Annotated in this window: 16 protein-coding genes; 1 reads left to right on the forward strand and 15 read right to left on the reverse strand. The window is 49.0% G+C overall.

All coding sequences use genetic code 11. From position 1 onward, the window contains the following. The first annotated feature begins 9 nt into the window (after positions 1-9). Entirely contained in the window at positions 10-573 is a 564-nt protein-coding gene (locus AP059_RS14755) for a TetR/AcrR family transcriptional regulator (RefSeq protein ID WP_059764090.1), read from the forward strand. A 58-nt stretch (positions 574-631) separates the two neighbouring features. Here the strand turns inward: AP059_RS14755 and AP059_RS14760 are convergent, their stop codons facing one another. The 15 genes from AP059_RS14760 to AP059_RS14830 form a co-directional block, all read right to left on the reverse strand. Further along, on the reverse strand, positions 632-964 hold the full coding sequence (locus AP059_RS14760) for a ComEA family DNA-binding protein (protein WP_059764092.1): 333 nt from the start codon (positions 962-964) through the stop codon (positions 632-634). Positions 965-1,205: 241 nt separating this feature from the next. Continuing rightward, positions 1,206-2,327 (reverse strand): acyltransferase family protein, encoded by a 1,122-nt coding sequence (locus tag AP059_RS14765; RefSeq protein WP_082706814.1) that lies wholly within the window; start codon positions 2,325-2,327, stop codon positions 1,206-1,208. Positions 2,328-2,460: 133 nt separating this feature from the next. Beyond that, positions 2,461-3,930, reverse strand: a complete 1,470-nt coding sequence (locus AP059_RS14770) for a hypothetical protein (protein ID WP_131811524.1) — start codon at positions 3,928-3,930, stop codon at positions 2,461-2,463. A gap of 1 nt (position 3,931) precedes the next feature. After that, complete coding sequence (locus tag AP059_RS14775) at positions 3,932-4,300, reverse strand: GtrA family protein (RefSeq protein WP_059764098.1); 369 nt, start codon at positions 4,298-4,300, stop codon at positions 3,932-3,934. Positions 4,301-4,321: 21 nt separating this feature from the next. Then, complete coding sequence (locus AP059_RS14780) at positions 4,322-5,287, reverse strand: glycosyltransferase family 2 protein (protein WP_059764100.1); 966 nt, start codon at positions 5,285-5,287, stop codon at positions 4,322-4,324. 35 nt (positions 5,288-5,322) lie between these two features. Further along, positions 5,323-7,317 carry a polysaccharide biosynthesis protein gene (locus AP059_RS14785; RefSeq protein ID WP_059764102.1) on the reverse strand — a complete coding sequence of 665 codons (1,995 nt, stop codon included), beginning with the start codon at positions 7,315-7,317 and terminating at the stop codon, positions 5,323-5,325. A gap of 93 nt (positions 7,318-7,410) precedes the next feature. Further along, entirely contained in the window at positions 7,411-8,433 is a 1,023-nt protein-coding gene (locus tag AP059_RS14790; protein WP_059764104.1) for an MraY family glycosyltransferase, read from the reverse strand. A 177-nt stretch (positions 8,434-8,610) separates the two neighbouring features. After that, positions 8,611-9,942, reverse strand: a complete 1,332-nt coding sequence (locus AP059_RS14795) for a UDP-glucose dehydrogenase family protein (RefSeq protein ID WP_048365601.1) — start codon at positions 9,940-9,942, stop codon at positions 8,611-8,613. 23 nt (positions 9,943-9,965) lie between these two features. Then, positions 9,966-10,934 carry an SDR family NAD(P)-dependent oxidoreductase gene (locus AP059_RS14800; protein WP_059764106.1) on the reverse strand — a complete coding sequence of 323 codons (969 nt, stop codon included), beginning with the start codon at positions 10,932-10,934 and terminating at the stop codon, positions 9,966-9,968. Between the two features lie 12 nt (positions 10,935-10,946). Next, positions 10,947-11,753 carry a glycosyltransferase gene (locus AP059_RS14805; RefSeq protein ID WP_059764108.1) on the reverse strand — a complete coding sequence of 269 codons (807 nt, stop codon included), beginning with the start codon at positions 11,751-11,753 and terminating at the stop codon, positions 10,947-10,949. 52 nt (positions 11,754-11,805) lie between these two features. After that, entirely contained in the window at positions 11,806-13,740 is a 1,935-nt protein-coding gene (asnB, locus tag AP059_RS14810; RefSeq protein ID WP_082706815.1) for an asparagine synthase (glutamine-hydrolyzing), read from the reverse strand. Positions 13,741-13,870: 130 nt separating this feature from the next. After that, positions 13,871-14,773: a glycosyltransferase family 2 protein gene (locus tag AP059_RS14815; RefSeq protein WP_059764112.1), complete on the reverse strand. Its 903-nt coding sequence runs from the start codon at positions 14,771-14,773 to the stop codon at positions 13,871-13,873. Then, positions 14,770-16,110 carry a hypothetical protein gene (locus AP059_RS14820; protein ID WP_059764114.1) on the reverse strand — a complete coding sequence of 447 codons (1,341 nt, stop codon included), beginning with the start codon at positions 16,108-16,110 and terminating at the stop codon, positions 14,770-14,772. The genes AP059_RS14815 and AP059_RS14820 overlap by 4 nt, the downstream gene beginning before the upstream one ends. Continuing rightward, positions 16,107-17,030, reverse strand: a complete 924-nt coding sequence (locus tag AP059_RS14825; RefSeq protein ID WP_059764116.1) for a glycosyltransferase family 2 protein — start codon at positions 17,028-17,030, stop codon at positions 16,107-16,109. Before AP059_RS14825 ends, AP059_RS14820 begins: the two co-directional genes overlap by 4 nt. Then, the gene (locus AP059_RS14830) at positions 17,024-18,298 is read right to left on the reverse strand and encodes an O-antigen translocase (protein ID WP_059764118.1); all 1,275 of its coding nucleotides are present in this window, start codon (positions 18,296-18,298) and stop codon (positions 17,024-17,026) included. Before AP059_RS14830 ends, AP059_RS14825 begins: the two co-directional genes overlap by 7 nt.

Consider the following 18,298-nt stretch of genomic DNA (forward strand, 5'->3'; position numbering starts at 1 on the left):
ACGCACGCCATGAGGTATTCCCAAGACCATAAGGCCCACACCCATCAGCGCATTATCGAAGAAGCCTCTATACGTTTTCGACGAGACGGCATCGGCGCAACGGGGTTACAGCCTCTTATGAAAGCATTGGGCCTGACTCATGGCGGCTTTTATGCGCACTTCTCCTCCAAAGACGAGCTGGTCGAAAAAGCCCTCCAGCACGCTGCCTCCGAGGTGGATGGTCGCTGTAACGACCTGTTCAACACCACGGACCCGCTGCATACCTTTATCGACACTTACCTCTCCGAATGGCACCTCACCTCTCCCCACGAGGGCTGCCCGCTGCCAACCATGTCCATCGAAATGGCCCAGAACGGCAACCCTAGCGCGACCACCGACTACGTCATCAATGCCCGGCTCAAGCAAATCCAGGATGTATTGACCGGCCCTGACGCCGAAGATCAAAGCATTGTGCTGTTTGCCACCCTAGTGGGTGCGCTGGTTCTCTCCCGGGGCGCCGAGAACGACGACTTGAAAGAGAAGATTCTGGATGTAACGCGTAAAGCGTTGAAAGGTCCTGCTGCGCAGGCTTAAACAACAAAAAGCAAAAAGGCCAGTCACAGGCTGGCCTTCTGTCATACATCGATAGGGCTTAGTTAACCGCAACCTTGTCACGGTTCTTCTCGTAGATCGCCTTGCCTATTCCCTTGACCTCCAGCAACTCGTCCGCAGAAGCAAAATCACCATTCGCTTGCCGGTAGGCCACGATGGCTCTGGCTTTAGCGGCGCCAACACCCGACAGCTCACGCTGCAAGGTCGCTTCGTCTGCCGTATTCAAATTAATGGTCATCACTTGAACATCAGGTGCCACTTGAGCGGGTGTAACGACTGCGGCGGGCGGTGTGACTGGCGTATTGGCACCCGCCAACCCCGAAATACCCGACAACATGGCCATGACGAACAAAGGAACAAGTGCAATACGCATGAGTGACACTCCAAGACATCGTTAAATGGAAACAGCTTTCCTGAGCTGTATGCCAAACCTAGACGATGTCGAGAAAGAGTCAAAAATCAAGCAATTGCAGCATGTGTATTGAGCCTGACGAGCGCACTGCGAAACCGATGAAAGCAGGTGCGAAACATGCCGGAAAACTGTGATTAGAGATACGAAACAGGCTCATATTTACCCGTGTTCTCACACGCGGTTAACAATGGCCGTCCCTCTTTCAAACCACGGTGGCTGGCTGAACACCTGTACGATTTACACCCCTCAAAAATACAACCTTGCGCACTTTTTCATTGAGTGGTTTTTCAACAAAGAAGTGAGTGAGCAACGCCACAAACTGACAGACGAAAAAGCATATAACCAGCAAGCCTAACAAGCCAATTTTCGGATACAACGTGTATCGATCGATCACAAAGGTGATCCAGGGAAGGACTAACCAATGAGTTAAATAGAGGCTGTACGACGCATCACCCAGCACACTGAAAACCTTTGGCATTGAGTAGTGGGGCTCCAGGCTTATCGCTGCCCATACGATGAAAAATGCAAACGTACCCCAGACCAACACCCGGTTATAGGCGCCCCCAACACTGGACATCAGCGCATGAAGCTCTGTGTAGTAAAACACTGGGACAATCAACAGCATCAATGCTGCCGACAACCACTTATTCAAAAAATAGCCATTGAGGTAGCACCCATAAAGGATAAGACCGAACAAAAACTCGATCATCATGGGTGTGGCCAATAGCTTTAACGGCGGAAAATAGCTTGCAAACGTGGCCCCCGCAGAGCCAAGCAACAGTGCAGAACCCAGCAATAACAGTGCATAGGAGATGGCCACATGAAAAAAACTTTTAGCACCGAGCAGAAGCATAATAGCCACGGCGGTGTAAAACAAAAATTCAAGTTGCAGTGTCCAGCCGACATTCAGCGTGGGCGCTACAACGGCATGAGTGAAGGTTAAAGACTCAAACAACAACGTCCAGTCCAACTTAGCCAACCCATAGACATTGTTCACTTCAAAGTTTGGGGTCAACCCTGAATAGCGCACGATCAGGGCAGTCAAAATAACAAAGGCGGTCGCCACGAAATACAAGGGCCAGATACGAACTATTCGACGAATAAAGAAACTGACACCTCCCATTTTCGGGAGTTGACTTACGTTATGAGAAGCACCAAACAAGATGTAAGGAATAATGAATCCACTGATAATAAAAAATATATCCACACCAAAACCACCCAGATGAATGGTGTGTGATGACACACCAAAGGCATTGAGAGGTGCGTGAGCAAATATTACCAGCGACGCTGCTACAAACCGTAAAAACTGAATATTATTTATCACTTTTTATTCCGCACACAGTTAATTTTTTCGGACTCGCCAACTGCTCGCTCTCGCCCATCTTCAATGCAAACACCTGTCATGCCCTGCCCCTACTGCTCAGCCATTTCATTATTTTAATTTAGCGTTTCACACCTTACTTCACGGCCTGCTTGCTAAAGCGTTGGATCAACATCGCCACGAGGACAAAGACTAGAAGCAGTGTCGCTACAGATAAATACATGCTCGCCGACATCCAGGGCCCTTGTCGGCCGAAATAATATTGCCACTCACCACTTTGATAACTCAACCCTTGTGCAAGAGCCTGGGCATTGTTTGACTGAAGAAACATTAATGGCGTGATGAGCAAAGCCGCATAAATAACACTCCATATCCGCAGGCCAAACGAAAAACCTGACATGGCGAAGATAGCTGCACTGACTGGCAGCACCCCTATCCATTGCCTGCTTTCCGAGCCGAACAACAGAAAGGGTAAATAAGCAGCCAGTACGACAATCAGTGCCCGGGGCACATTACGCTCGCGCTTGATACTCCAGCGATAAAGGCTCCACAGGGACAACACAATCACCGGGCCGAACGCATAAAAGTGTGCAACCAGCGGTTTAAACGGCGCCGCTAGTGATTGAAATGTCATGAACTTGGTCAACGGCGGGCCTGCGAACCCTACAGACCAATCAAAACTTAAGTACACCCACACAAAGGTACTGGCAAGCACCACAAGACTCACGCACAACCACTTTATGTTCAATGCCGACCAGACAGAACGGTCGACGATCATCCTTGAGTAGATCCAGGCGACATACAAAACGCATAAAATAGCGGCGACATACGTCAGTGGTAGCCATTCAGTCAGCGCTGTTTGACCATTTTTATCTACGGCATGAACAGCAATTTTCTCAACAGAAAAGCGCAGTAAGTGTTTTAACAACAACGCAGCAGCAATGACCCCGGAGACTGCAAATATACGAACTGACAACACCTTGGCTGACTGACAACCTTCATCCTTGCTGGCGTGCTGAAAAGGGAAGCACAGTAATACAAGAGGCAATAAAAACAACCCGGGCAGTACCCAGACACTCAGCACACACAGACCTGACAGCCACACCCGAAGAGACTTTGACCACAGCCAAAGTGCTGTACAACTCAACGCAATTGCAGCGTGATCACTGAGAATTGGGTAATACACCGGCATGACCAATACGGGCCAGGTCAACATCAGCAAAGCTGTCGACATTAACGCCGACTTTCGTTCGCACCCTATATTCATCAAGGCTGAATAAAACAAAGCCAGCCCCATGGAAACAACGAGCCCATTCACCAACATTTGAAAGGTCAAGAAGTACGTTGGCGACAACCCGAGTGCGGCACCGCCAATCAAAGGACCAAAGCCTGGCATCCGCATTAAACGATACGGATCGCCATGAATGGCCTCCCCTCGGGCAAGCCGCTCAATATAGTTCAAATAGATCGAACCATCCCATCCCGTCCCTGCATTGACCGCAATAGTACCGCACACCCAATACACCACAACAAACAGCAGAATAGCGAACAGCACAATCATAGATTGAGTGGTGTAGCGATGTGCAAAAAAACTTTCTTTACTCACGTCAAAACCGTCCAACGAATAAATACTTCGACAGAAAATAGGTACAGGGAATAGTCACGGCAACAGCAATTAACGGCGCTATCCATTGAGGCATGCCGAGGTATTCGACACTGCCCCATACCACACACACGCCCAACACATACTGCGCGGCATACACCAGTGGGAACAGCAGGATTGATGCTGCCCCTTGGGTTGCCTTAAACACAAAAAAACGCCCCATGACGTAGGCGAAAATGATCCCAAATACATAGGAGACGGTATAACTCAGCCTGAAATCAAGCACTTGCAATAAGGCAAGGTAAATACCGTATGAGAGCAGTGTTCCCATGCCGCCCGATACCAGAAAACGGACAAATCTATGCTTGAACATTCAACGCTTCGCCTTAAACACTTATGTTTCTATTACCGAAACGGCTTCACCCGCTTTTGCACCCGCGTAGACAGAGCTGCACATCGGAATCGCAAGTGGACGATTCTTGGTGTTTTCATAAGTTCGCCAGGCGTACGAACCTACAATTCCCATCCCCAACAGGTTGAGGCATCCCAAAAACGTCAGCGTGATCATGATCATTGCATAGCCGGGCACTTCAATTGCGCCATGCAGCTTGGCAATTAGCGTCAACAGCCCAAACAGCGCTGCCACTCCTGCCCCCACAGCGCCTGCTCTCGTCAACCAACGAATCGGCAAGTCGGTGAATGAGAATACGCTGTCCATCAAATAATTAACTTTCTTGCGTAATGTCCATGCTGACTTGCCATGCTCACGTGTCTGTCGTGTGTAAGTGACTTGTTCTCGGCGGAACCCCAACCAAAAAATCTGGGCAATCAATGAACTGTGTCGCTCATCCAGTGTCAAAAGCGTGTCACGAAACGCTTTGTTGCAGGCGAACATATCAACCCCGCCGGGTGGGATTTCCGGGACAACAAAGCGTCGGTAAGCCCCCCAAAACAGTGAAGACGATAACTTGCTCAGCCACGGATCATTCCTGTTTTCGCGTACCCCCACCACCACGTCGGCTTGATCATTGAGCAACAGGCGATTCATTTCTATCACCAGTTCCGGCGGTTCCTGGAGGTCTGCAGCCATCACTGCAAATCGACTACCCGTGCCGTATTGCAAACCGGTTCGGATGGCCATGAACGATCCGAAGTTTTTCGACAATAAAATCAGTTGCGAACCAAAACGTTGCGTGGAAAGCGTGTCGCGCAATATTTCATAACAACGATCCGGGCTGCCATCCACAACGAAAACAACCTCCAGCGCATCATTGAGTTGCTCACTCATAGAGGAGATGGCAGGTAGCAAACTGGGTAAATTGCTTTCGTTGCAATAGACAGGGATTACCAATGTCAGCACTTCAAATTCCTTGCGTAATACATAGCTCACACCGATCAGGGTTCTAAACGGCGCTGCTGATAGATCCAGTCCACAATTTCACCGTCCGGCGCATAACCACTCACGGTGTCGCGCAATAGTTGTCTCACGCGTGAATAATCATCCTGCTCAACGGCTTGCAGTAACTGCGACAAACGCTGCTTAAGCTCATCCCACGAAAGTAGATCTTCGGTGGCGCTCATGATCATCGGATGCTGGGTGGCCACAACGTTGTCACCAATCAATAACTCTTCGTAGAGCTTTTCACCAGGACGCAGCCCCGTGAATTCAATCTCGATATCGCCGTGCAGATTCTTGTCGGAACGTACGCTAAGACCGGAAAGATGGATCATCTTCTCAGCCAATTCAACGATGCGCACCGGCTCCCCCATGTCCAACACAAACACATCGCCGCCCAGGCCCATTGAACCCGCTTGGATAACCAGTTGCGCCGCTTCCGGGATCGTCATGAAGTAGCGCGTGATTTTCGGATGCGTCACGGTTAACGGACCGCCCGCTTTGATCTGCTTGTGAAACAGCGGAATAACTGAGCCCGAAGACCCTAATACATTGCCGAAGCGCACCATGGTAAAGCGGGTTTTATTAACCCGAGATACATTCGCTTTATCGCCGAACAGTACTGGGGCCAATTCGCGACTGAGCGCCTGCAACGTCATTTCTGCCAGACGTTTGGTGCTACCCATAACATTGGTGGGCCGTACAGCCTTGTCGGTCGAGATCAACACGAAGTTCGCAACGCCTGCCTGCAACGCCGCCTGAGCGGTATTGAGCGTACCGATGACATTATTCAGCACGCCTTCGGCAATGTTGTGCTCAACCATCGGTACATGCTTGTAGGCAGCGGCGTGATACACCGTATCAACTCGCCAGGTTTGCATCACATCCAGCAATTTTTGCGGGTTGCGCACGGACCCCAAAATAGGCAAGACCCTCACCGACAAAGACTCGCGGGTTACACGCTGTTCAAGTTCCGAAAGAATGCTGTAAAGGTTGAATTCACTGTGCTCAAACAACAGCAACGTGGTTGGACGTAGTGCAAGAATCTGGCGACACAGTTCAGAACCAATCGAGCCGCCGGCACCGGTCACCAGAACACTTTGCCCCTTGATGCAATGCTCAAGAAGTTCACCTTGGGCAGGCACAGCATCACGACCCAGCAAGTCAGCAATGTCGACCTCCTGGATGTCATCTACTTTGACCCGGCCACTGGCCAGGTCCATGAAACCCGGAACACTTCTCACGTGCAGAGGAAAGCCTTCCAGCAACCCGAGGATTTCTCGACGACGCCCGCGCGAAGAAGACGGTATGGCCAGCAGCAACTCCTGAGCCCCCGTTCGGTCGATCATTTGCTGTATGTTTTTAGCCCGGTAAACCTGCAAACCAGAGATCACTCGGTCTGCGATGCTTTCATCATCATCAATAAAAGCCACAGGGCGCATGACTCGCCCCATCCGCAATGCCGCGACCAATTGATTGCCCGCCGCGCCTGCACCATAAATCACAACCCGGGGCAATCCGTCATCGCGATTGGTAAAAGGCACATGTTGTGCCGCTGCGAACCAGTCCCCGAGAAAGTATTGACGCATACCCAGGCGCAGCCCGCCCAACATGATCAGGCTCAGCCACCAGTAGTTGAAGATGATCGAACGCGGCACCACATTTTGATGGTTGCTGTACCAGTACACGACCACGGCCAAAATCAGCGATGAAAGGCTGACGGCTTTGATAATGGCGATCAACGCATCATTTCCGAAGTAACGCATTACCGCGCGGTACATGCCAAAACGAACAAACAGAGGTATCGCAATCACCGGCGCACAGACAAAAAGCCACGTGTGCATCACGATCGGATTGATCATCTCGTCAACGCCAAGGCGCACGACAAAAGCAAGCCACAGCGCGAGCCAGACTAATAAAACATCTGTGAATACCTGCAAAACGCGTTTGTGCCAGCGTGAGAGGTTGAGCAAATACGATCTGATTCTATCCATAACGCCTTCTAACACCTCTGTAACTCTTGATTGCGATAAGAGTAACTGTTAACTCATTGCGTCAATACCGCAATTTCCTTGTACGTACCGCTTTCAAGCCACAGGTTCAGCAGTGCCGGCCTTGAATTTATAGGCCAGAGCGATCAACGGGACATAAGCCAGCACTAGACACAGCGCACCATTCCAACCATAGACACCCACCCCCAAGGCAATCGGGAAAAGCCAAACAATATTGATGGCCGTAACGGCAAGGGTGACCGGCAAGTGACGACCCGCTGAGCGCGAGGCATATTGGTAACCATGCGTTCTATGCGCCTCATAGACTTTCTCTCCACGCAGCAGACGCCTGAAGAGTGTGAACGTTGCATCGACAATGAATACGCCGAGCAAAATGAGCCATACCCAAAGCAGTTGAGACTGCGCCCAGGCGGCCTGAAGCGACAACACACCGAGAATCAAACCGAGGAAACCACTGCCTGCATCGCCCATGAAAATGCGCGCAGGAGGGAAGTTCCACAAAAGAAACCCCGCCACAGCCGCCGCCAGCAAGAGAGGCGCTACGAGCAGATAACCCGCACTCCCTGCCAGCCAGTAAATAAGGGCAGCCCCCAAGCACGCGCAAATGGCCTCAATACTGGCAAGACCGTCGATACCGTCCATGAAGTTATAAAGATTGAGCATCCAGACTAAATAGAAAGCCCCGAGCACATACCCCGCCCAACTTAAGTTTATGGTCCAGCCAAACACCTCTATAGAAGGCAGCCCCCCAACCCAAAAGAGCGCCCACAATGCAGCACTGAAGTGCCCCAGCAGACGCCAACGCGCGGCAATATGGCCATGATCGTCCATGAAGCCAATAACTGCGACTAACGCTCCGGCCCCAAGAATGGACACTGCCGCGGCTTGATCAATAGCACCGGCGACATAGAGCAAAACAATAGCCAATAAATAAATGACCACAATGGCAACACCTCCCCCTCGCGGGGTCGGAATCACATGTGAGCTTCGCGCATTAGGAATATCGATGATGTTACGGCGCAGCGCATATTGACGCAGCACCCAAGTCATCAACGCAGAACCCAATACAACGGCGATAAAAAATAAAGAAATATCCATCAAAACCTCTAGACAGGCCTGCGATTCAAGCCCTGCGGGTGTGCGAACCAGCCAAGCGTCCAGATTGCAACTGTGTTGCGTGTCAAGCCGCCGTCAGAGCGACTCAACACACAGTTGCCATCCATCACAGGGGCCGCAAATCAAAGCGCCTGCAGAACTGCACTCAGATCGCGCACATTAAACGGTGCTATTGCGGCCAATGGAAGAGTAAGCAATGCCCGCTTTGGACATGGCTTCGGGTTCAAACAAATTACGGCCGTCGATCACAATGCGCTCTGCCAGGTTAGACGCCAGCCAGGCAGGGTCTACGGCTCTGAATGCTTTCCATTCAGTGCAAATAACCAAGGCATCACTGGAGGCCAATGCTTCATCACTGGTCGCACACAGCGTCAGGCCTGCTTGATCCTTGTAGATACGGTGGCATTCTTCCATGGCTTTAGGGTCATACGCCTTAACCTTACCGCCAGCCGCCCAGATGGCTTCCATCAGCGTACGGCTTGGCGCGTCGCGCATGTCGTCAGTATTAGGTTTAAAAGACAGGCCCCAAACCGCAATGGTTTTGCCTTCCAAACGACCGCCAAAAGCATCAGACAGTTTCTGGAACAGTACTTTTTTCTGACGGTTATTAACTTTCTCTACGGACTGAATCAACTCCGGCACATAACCCACTTCCAACGCCGTTCGCGCAAGGGCTTGTACATCTTTCGGGAAGCAAGAGCCGCCATAACCACAACCCGGGTAGATGAACTGATAACCAATGCGCGGGTCGGAGCCAATGCCTATACGAACGCTTTCGATGTCTGCACCCAGCTTTTCAGCGAGGTTAGCTACTTCGTTCATGAAGCTGATTTTAGTTGCCAGCATGGCGTTGGCTGCGTACTTGGTCAGCTCAGCAGAACGGATATCCATGAAAATCAGCTTGTCGTGGTTACGACTGTAGGGGGCGTAGCATTCGCGCATACGGGTTTTTACGTAGTCAGAATCCGTACCAATGACGATTCGCGCGCCCTTGGTAAAGTCTTCAATGGCTGCACCCTCTTTCAGAAACTCAGGGTTGGAACAGACATCGACCGTCAACGACAGGTCACGCGCAGCCAACTGATTCAGAATTTCAGCCTTGACCTTATCCGCGGTCCCCACCGGTACCGTGGACTTATCAACAACGATTTTGTGTTCGTTCATATGCTGACCAATGGATTTGGCCACCGCGAGAACATATTTCAAATCTGCAGAACCGTCTTCGTCCGGAGGAGTGCCGACAGCAATAATTTGAATTTCGGCGAATTCAATGGCTTCGCGCGCATCGGTCGTGAAGTTGAGGCGACCCGCTGTGTAATTCTGAACAACCATCGCCTCCAAACCAGGCTCATAGATGGGGATAATGCCCTTCTTCAGGTTATTGATTTTTACTTCATCAATATCGACGCATGTCACATGGTGCCCAATATCTGCCAAGCAGGTACCGGTGACCAAACCTACATACCCCGTGCCGAAAATAGTAACTTTCAAAGTATCACCTGCATTTTCAAATATTAAACATTGTAATAATTTTTGAACCACGAAACGAAGCGTTCGGAGCCCTCTTCAATTTTCACCGCGGGGCGACAACCGGTAGCCTCGTACAACGCTTGCGTATCAGCCCAGGTTTGGGATACATCGCCAGCTTGCATGGGCAGATAGTTGTAAATGGCTTTTTTATCAGCTGCTTTTTCCACGGCTCGCACAAAGTCCATCAATTTGACAGGGCTGCCATGGCCAATGTTGTAGACGTGGTAAAGCGGTTCATCAGCACGCGGCGAACGCTGAACCAGCGCAGAGACCGCCTCGACGATGTCATCGATGTACGTAAAGTCCCGTGAAAGCTCGCCATTATTGTAGATATCAATGGGTTTGCCTTCGAAAATAGACTTGGTGAATTTGAACATCGCCATGTCCGGCCGACCCCAAGGACCGTAGACGGTAAAAAATCGCAGGCCGGTGGTCTTGAACTTATAAAGGTGTGCATACGTATGAGCCATAAGCTCATTCGACTTTTTGGTCGCGGCATACAAACTGATTGGGTTATCCACCGAATCGTCAACACTGAATGGCGTCTTTTTGTTAAGCCCGTAGACAGAGCTGGAAGACGCATACAGAAGATGCTTAACAGCAAAATGCCGACACGCTTCTAAGATATTAAAGAATCCCACGACGTTAGCCTGAATGTAGGCTGACGGATTCTCAATCGAATAGCGAACGCCCGCCTGGGCAGCGAGATTGACAACCACATCAAACTGATGCGATTGAAAAATCTCATTCAGCTGAGTCGCATCACTGATGTCGGCCTTCATAAACTGAAAGTTGGTGACCGCTTCCAACTCTTTCAGTCGACTGTGTTTAAGCTCAACATCGTAATAGTCATTGAGATTATCAATGCCCACAATGGAGGTCGCGCAACTGGCCAGGCGTTTAACTAATGCATGACCAATAAAACCAGCGGCCCCGGTTACTAAAATCTTCATGGTGTCTGTCACTCAGCGCGCGAATTTATAAATCAATGTTCTTACAAATGAAGGCGACAGACGAGTGATCGACCGCGCACACACATTGAAGAGGTACTCACTCGGCGTTAAAAAGCCGATGCTTTTCTGGTATTTCAAAATGGCCAGCTCATATTTCAAATGATCGGCTTTACGGCGCTCCATCATACCGGCCCCTGCGCGCATATTGAGCAGGACTTCCGGCACGTTATGCAGCGTGTACCCGCGCTGTAACATAAGCGACCACAACGCATAATCTTGAGCTTTTCGGAACAATGGATAGCCGCCCACGGCCAAAACTGCCTCTTTCCTGAACACCACAGTCGGGTGGCTCAGCGGGCTACGGCGCTTGGCAAAAGCTATAATGTCTACGTGTTGCGAGGGCGTGTGACGTATGCCGCTAGCTACACTCATAGTGACGTCATATTCCTCGACCAACGCCCCTACGACCGCAATTTCAGGCTGCGCCATTAAAAAACCAATCTGTTTTTCAAAGCGCTCAGGCAAGCACACATCATCCGTGTCCATCCGCGCGACGTACGCGTGGTCACAAGACTCAAGCCCCTTATTGAGAGCCGCAGCCAAGCCAATATTCTGTGCCAGTCTGACGCTCTTGATATTCAGTGAGTGCCTGAATTCTTCAATCGTGCCCTGGAGCACCGCATCAATCACACCGTCTTCAACCAACACAACATCCGTCGCTTTTAATGTCTGAGCCTCCAGACTTTCCAAGCATTGGCGTAGGTTCGAAGGCGTCTCATCTTTATAGATGGACATCAGAACAGAAAACGTAGTGTTCAAAATATGGACCTCAATGGAATTCGCGCATAACACTGTCTCGATGTGACCGGATCTATTGTTCTTGCAGCCATGCTTGAAACATCAAAATGGCCCACAATATTCCAGATCGGTCATAACGTCCACCTGCATGCTGCGCCCACAAGGCACGCACCGCCGGTACATTGAAATACCCTTCCTGAACAAGCCGTTGCTCATCGAGAAGTGTTTCAGCCCACTCACGCAAAGGCCCGCACAACCAATCCCTAAGCGGTACGCCGAATCCCATCTTTGGACGATCAATCAGCGCTTGTGGCACATATTTATATAAAATCTGCCGCAGTATCCACTTCGAGTCATTGCCTTGCATTTTCATAGACAAAGGCAATTGCCAGGCAAATTCAAAGACTCGGTGATCCAAAAAGGGCGCCCGACCTTCGAGTGACACAGCCATCGAGGCCCTGTCCAGCTTGGTCAGTACCCCTTCAGGCAAATACGACAGGGTATCCAGGGCCATCATCTGCTGAATATCATCGAGCGCAGTGAAATCAGGCGTGTTACCGATCAAACATGTGTCGGGCTCGACACCATTTATCACCAACGTTTGCGGGTTGGGGTGTTTTGAAACTAGCCCCACATAGATATCTTGTGCACTGCGAGAGGACATTACACGGGCGGCTTTGTGGACTTTATCTCCGACACTGCCATAGCCCGATAGCTTGGGTACCTTACTGGCTAACAGATCGAGCGTAGCTGGAGAGATCGAAGTCAACATGGCACTGGACAGCGACCGTATCGGCCGTGGCACTTTCTTGAGTGCCGACCAAAATTTGGCCGTCATCTTGTAGCGATTGTAACCACAAAATAATTCATCTCCGCCATCACCTGAAAGCGAGACAGTAACCTGCTCGCGTGCGAGTGCAGAAACAAGATAAGTCGGAATCTGTGATGAATCAGAGAAGGGTTCATCATAGATGCTCGGTAACTTGGGGATCACATCCAAAGCATCAGCTGAAGACACATACAACTCATGATGTTCAGTCTTCAGATGAGCCGCTACAGCCTTGGCGTAGCCAGCCTCATCATAAGACTTATCGTCAAAACCGATAGAAAATGTCTTCACGGGACGACTCGATTGTTTCTGCATCAGAGAAACAATCAAAGAAGAGTCAATACCACCCGATAAAAAAGAACCCAATGGAACGTCGGCAAGCATTTGCTGGGATATGGTGGTCTCTAACAACGTTTCCAAATGCGCGGTAGCTTCAGGTGCATTACCCTTGAAAGGATCGTTCACGGAAGACTTTATAACGGCCGCCACATCCCAATACTTTGTTACTTGCACCTCAGGTTGACGGCTTGATACACACGCATATTCGCCCGCCTCAAGTTTGAAAATGTTTTCATAAATTGAATACGGGGCCGGAATATAGCCATAACGCAGTAGAAGCGATATACCGGGTCGGTAGATATCAGCCTTGAAGGCGGGGTGTGCCTTGAGTGCCTTAAGCTCAGAACCGAATAAAAATGTATCGTCTTGCCATCCGTAATAAAGAGGCTTTTCACCTAACCGGTCTCGAAACAAATAGAGCGCCTGCGCCTGCGTGTCCCACACCGCGGCTGCAAACATGCCCACCAAGGTATCAAGCCCACCCAAGAGACCGTAATGCTCAAAACTGGCAAGCATAGTTTCCGTGTCTGAGGTCCCCTTCCATGTCAGTGAAGGATTAGCCTCCTCCAATACCTTTCTTAGCTCCAGATGGTTATAAATCTCACCATTGAAAGCCATGACATAACGGCCACTGCTGGAAAACATTGGCTGATGACCAGACGCCGTCATATCCACAATGGCGAGCCTTCGATGGGACAACCCAATACCGTGCTCAGCGCAAAACCATTCGCCACTGGAGTCTGGCCCACGATTTACTATCGCCAGCCCCATGTTGCGCAGGGTGTTGGTCGGATCATTCAATAAAGCCGTTTTCTTTAAAAAGCCTGCGAATCCACACACTGCTTACCACCCTGATAATTCAATTTGATTTTACTGCAGGCTAAAATACACGGTCTTGATTGAGCGAAATCACTTCACCCCATCAACAATTATGAATTATTTTTCATCTATGAAACCTGACACTTTACGGTCAGTCGACAAGTCGTCCTTTTTTTCCAGACATCACATCTCTAAACGCTTTAACAATGTAAGCCCTTCGGGCTTTGCCACGCTCTGAAAAAAACATATAAACAGGTAACTTCAACATCAATATGACAGCACGTTCAAACTTCCATCGCAACGGAACATGACGTCTTGTCAACATATACAACCCGTTGCGGTACTGGTAGTAGTGCCGTATGGGGGCTGGCATGCCCACCGAAAAAAACAGGATATTTCTATGGCCCTCACCCAGCATGTGCTGCATGGCCAACTCGGTGTCTACAAAAATACCCAGCCCTTTTACATTGCTTCTCCAACACCAATCCCAGTCAACGTAATCAATAAAAAGGTCACTGTCTTTGTCGCCAACCGCTTTAAATGCCTCAAGCGAAAAGAAAAAACCTGAGCTCAAGGTCTTTTCGACCTTCATCAACCCTTGCGGCTCTTTAACGCCATGGTAATAGGCGCCGTCCTTCGCACTCACGGCGACGGGACCCACCCCACCGACTGAATGGCCTGCTTCTATCAGGTACTGATAAGACCGGATAATGCGCTCGACATAATCCCCAGGCAAACTGGAGTCTTGATCCATTTCAATGAAATAAGTAGCGCCTAGAGAGGCCGCAAGCCTTATACCTCTATTTTGTGCTTCGGCAATACCCAGGTTTTCATTGAAGCAGAGCAATGCTGCATTAGGAATCGTTTCTAATAAGCGTTTAATATCCTCTTTCGCACTTGAGGCGTCAGAGTTATCGCACACAATAACGCTTCCCACCTGAGCGGCATAACTCGCCAGGTTTTTGCTAAAGTCCAACATCTCAGGGTTGTAGGTTGTGACAACAATGGCTGTTTTTTGAGCGATGTTATTTTCAGAAAATTTTGGCGAGATCATTTTTCTACATCCGTTTTACGAGGAAGCAAACAACAGACAAGCTTAAGTAAAGAAAAAATAATCACTACGTCTAAGATATAAGCAAACCCTACAGACGGCTCAAGTAGCATCGGTAGGCCACGCAGCCAAAGTGTCGTCACAATCGCCGTAAAATATAGATTCCCCGTCCCCAGCCTGCTCAGCGATACAATGCACGCAAATACAAAGCCTGAAAAGAGCACCCACACCCAACCAAAATAAACACCAAAATATTTATAGGCGAACAAATCAAAATGACTGGTTGGCCCCCCTGATATCTCATGGTCCGGAAAATAATAAAGCAACGCCTGTCGCCCGACGTTGAAGTTATTCACCGTATACCCCAACCGCTTACTCAGCATCGTGGAACCTACCACTGGAGAAAGAAACCTCACCCACAGAGCATCAGTCTCAAGCTTATCGATCACATCATTGGGCAGGGTCAAAAAGTATTTGTCGGCATTCCCTAATACACGCAGCATCAAACGCTCAACAAGTACACTTCCACCGTCCATATACGTCGGCTGTGAATCTTTATCGAAGCCCGCTTTCTCCAGATTTATTGACAGCACAAACAATGCAAACACAAGCGCAATAGCAAATACCCCACCCGCATATATCAATCGAAACTTAGCTTTGCGATGAAAAATTGCGATTGCCACAAAACTACTGTAAAGGGCTTCAAGCATGGCAAACTTCGCACCGTTCACAGCCGAGCTCAATACAGCAATTAAAAGGATAAAAAATATCAGCGCGTAATATTTAATGCCCAGACGCCTATACGTCAGCCATTGCTTGCACACCAGCAGTGTCAAGTACGCAATTACAAAAACTCTGACACCGTCCGCGACACGTACAAAAGCACCATAGCCACGATTCTGTTCAAACCTGTTAGTTTCGGCTGTAATACCCAAACCAATTTGCAGAACCAGAAAAACAAGTAATAAAATATAGACACATAGCAAAACATAAAACTCTACGATACCGCTCCCCTTAGGAATCAGGAGCACATTGACTGCCTTAAACAATCGTATCGGAGAACGCACAATAAACGCCCTAAAGCTCACAATAAATAACACTGCATAGCCAAAGACTGTATAAAAAAGAAAATCAGATATCAGACCTAGTGCGTAAAGCCCGATGATAATCCCATAGGAGGTGCCAAAGGTGAATGTAAAATAGAAATGCAGCGGATCCAGATACGCCGCTGGCGCCACCTTCCGTACGGACAAATAGAGTGCTAAACAGCAAGCAAACATCCATGTCAGAAAAAGAGGAAGATTATTGAAAAAAACAACAAAAAACTCACCCGAGCTCATTTTCCCTCTCTCACGATATAGTGTTTTGCTTTAGCACAGATCAGACTTGCCATCGCCATCAGGCCATACCCAAATGCTTTTGCACCTGAGCTGAACAATATAGATAGCGCCGTCCGCACGTCCAAACGCTTTAAAGCAACCAACGTATAAAACCCTACCGCAGTGCCCAATGCTCGGGGCTTAAGGTAGGCAGGTGTTAAAACAATCAAACTCTGGCGAACAATTTTAAAATGCCGCAACATATTTTTATAGCTATTGGATCCATGTTGCCGATAACGAACCACATTTATTTCCGGCTTAAACAGGAAGTCCTTATCACACTCCGGATACAGAGTGAGCAGCTTGACAAACGTCGGGAAATCATCAAGCGTCAGCTTGTTATCCCACCCCCCTATCGCCTTGAGGGCAGCAACCCTGAAAACCGTAGACTGTAGGAGTATCGGCGATGGGTACCTGAGAAACATTTCAGCTTCCCGATCACAGCCTTTCATTTTAAAAAAACGGTTTTGAGCAGCTCCATAGATAGGGGTTTCGGATTGACCACCCTCTTCAAAAAAATTGACCCCGCCACCCACACAAAAATTTAAAGATGGATCTTGGTCTAACGCGTTAATACAACTCACCAGTCCCTCGGGACACGGTATATCATCTGATGCAACAAAATAAATGTATCCCTCAGCTGACATCGCAAGCCCTAGATTCAACGAGGACACTAAACCGGCATTCTTCTTAGTCACCAGTTCAATCGCAACAAAGGGGTGGGCTTCAACAAATTTAGAAACCCTCTCTGCTGTAGCGTCAACTGAACCATCATCGACCACGATAACTTTAAAATCAGGAAGCTCAATCTTAACGATGGACTCCAGGCATTCAATTATAAAGTCTTCGTGATTATACGCGGGAACAATGACTGTTAACATTTCTCTCCCATACCCACTGATTTATTCTTGAGTGTATAGTTAACGCACACCACAACAACTGCCCAATAGCATGCATAATTTACTGTATAAGCCATCGCAGTACCTACCAGCCCGTACTTATCGCACAGCAGCCTTGTCAATACATAAAGCGTGATTGAAAAGACAATCTCCGTCACCATAAACAGCTTAAACATGGCTTTACCCAGCATCACATAGGCAAACAACCAACTGCATATCTTCATGATGTCGCCCACCACCTGCCAGCCGAAAAGCTCGCGCATGGGTGCAAACTCGCTAGAAAATAACACTTGGATAATGAAGTCTTTTAATAGGTAAATAATCAATGCTGCAACGACCGTGAACGGCACAATTATTTTATAACCGTTCAAGATCTCTTTCTTAATATCAGACAGCCCGACGAGCTCTGATAAACGCGGTAAATAATAAACACTCAGCGTGGTGGTCATCAGCATCAGGTAGGCGGCACTGAGTCGCCACATGGCCTCCCAGTAGCCAGCCGCCTCCCAGCTTATGCTTTCTCCCAAGTAATCACGAATGAGAATTTGGCAGACCGGCATGCAGGCCGCAGACGTGAGAGCCATGGCCGTAAACTTGCTCAAGTTCAGGGCCGTTTCTTTATCCACACGACCGAACAAGTATCTAACTTTGAACCAGGGACGCGTGGTGCACAGATACAACGTAATGAAAAAGCTCAGCGACTGGTACACCGCCAATGCAACTAAAGCACCGTACAAACCAAAGTAGATCGTAAGGCCACCGGTGACCAATAGCGCAAAGATACTCCCGGCAATATTGGCGGTCACATAAAGAACAATTTCTTTTTTGCCGTTCAGAATCGCCAACAACAATGTGTTCAACGTGAAGAAAGCCAAGGTCGCAGCAAACCAGATGAACACACCATTGAGCGCCCTGTCCTTAAGAAAGAACGCTGCCAGTTCGTGACTAAAATAAACAATCACCAACGCTGTCAACACGCTACCCACTAAGGCGATTGTGCCTGATGCCTGCCAGACTCTGCGTTGCTTTTCTTCGTCTGCATGGTACTGCGCTGTATATTTCGTGACCCCCGTGTTAATCGCCCCACTGGAAAAGGTAGTAATCATTTGTACAGCATTTTGAAACTGCCCTAACGCTGCATAGCCTGATGGCCCTACATACAGCGCCAGGACTTTATTAATCCCCAGCAGGGTCAGCATTTTTATCAGTACTGCGATGCCATTCAACAAGCCGGTTCTAATAAGATTCAT

It is taken from the genome of Pseudomonas sp. TAA207 (assembly GCF_001529285.1).
In the GTDB taxonomy this organism is placed as follows: domain Bacteria; phylum Pseudomonadota; class Gammaproteobacteria; order Pseudomonadales; family Pseudomonadaceae; genus Aquipseudomonas; species Aquipseudomonas weihenstephanensis.

Bases quoted from the DNA above. Each gene is read 5' to 3' on its own strand.
- AP059_RS14755 (WP_059764090.1), top strand. From the start codon at position 10: ATGAGGTATTCCCAAGACCATAAGGCCCACACCCATCAGCGCATTATC.
- AP059_RS14760 (WP_059764092.1), bottom strand. From the start codon at position 964: ATGCGTATTGCACTTGTTCCTTTGTTCGTCATGGCCATGTTGTCGGGT.
- AP059_RS14775 (WP_059764098.1), bottom strand. From the start codon at position 4,300: ATGTTCAAGCATAGATTTGTCCGTTTTCTGGTATCGGGCGGCATGGGA.
- AP059_RS14785 (WP_059764102.1), bottom strand. From the start codon at position 7,317: ATGGATAGAATCAGATCGTATTTGCTCAACCTCTCACGCTGGCACAAA.
- AP059_RS14790 (WP_059764104.1), bottom strand. From the start codon at position 8,433: ATGGATATTTCTTTATTTTTTATCGCCGTTGTATTGGGTTCTGCGTTG.
- AP059_RS14800 (WP_059764106.1), bottom strand. From the start codon at position 10,934: ATGAAGATTTTAGTAACCGGGGCCGCTGGTTTTATTGGTCATGCATTA.
- AP059_RS14815 (WP_059764112.1), bottom strand. From the start codon at position 14,773: ATGATCTCGCCAAAATTTTCTGAAAATAACATCGCTCAAAAAACAGCC.
- AP059_RS14820 (WP_059764114.1), bottom strand. From the start codon at position 16,110: ATGAGCTCGGGTGAGTTTTTTGTTGTTTTTTTCAATAATCTTCCTCTT.
- AP059_RS14825 (WP_059764116.1), bottom strand. From the start codon at position 17,030: ATGTTAACAGTCATTGTTCCCGCGTATAATCACGAAGACTTTATAATT.
- AP059_RS14830 (WP_059764118.1), bottom strand. From the start codon at position 18,298: ATGAATCTTATTAGAACCGGCTTGTTGAATGGCATCGCAGTACTGATA.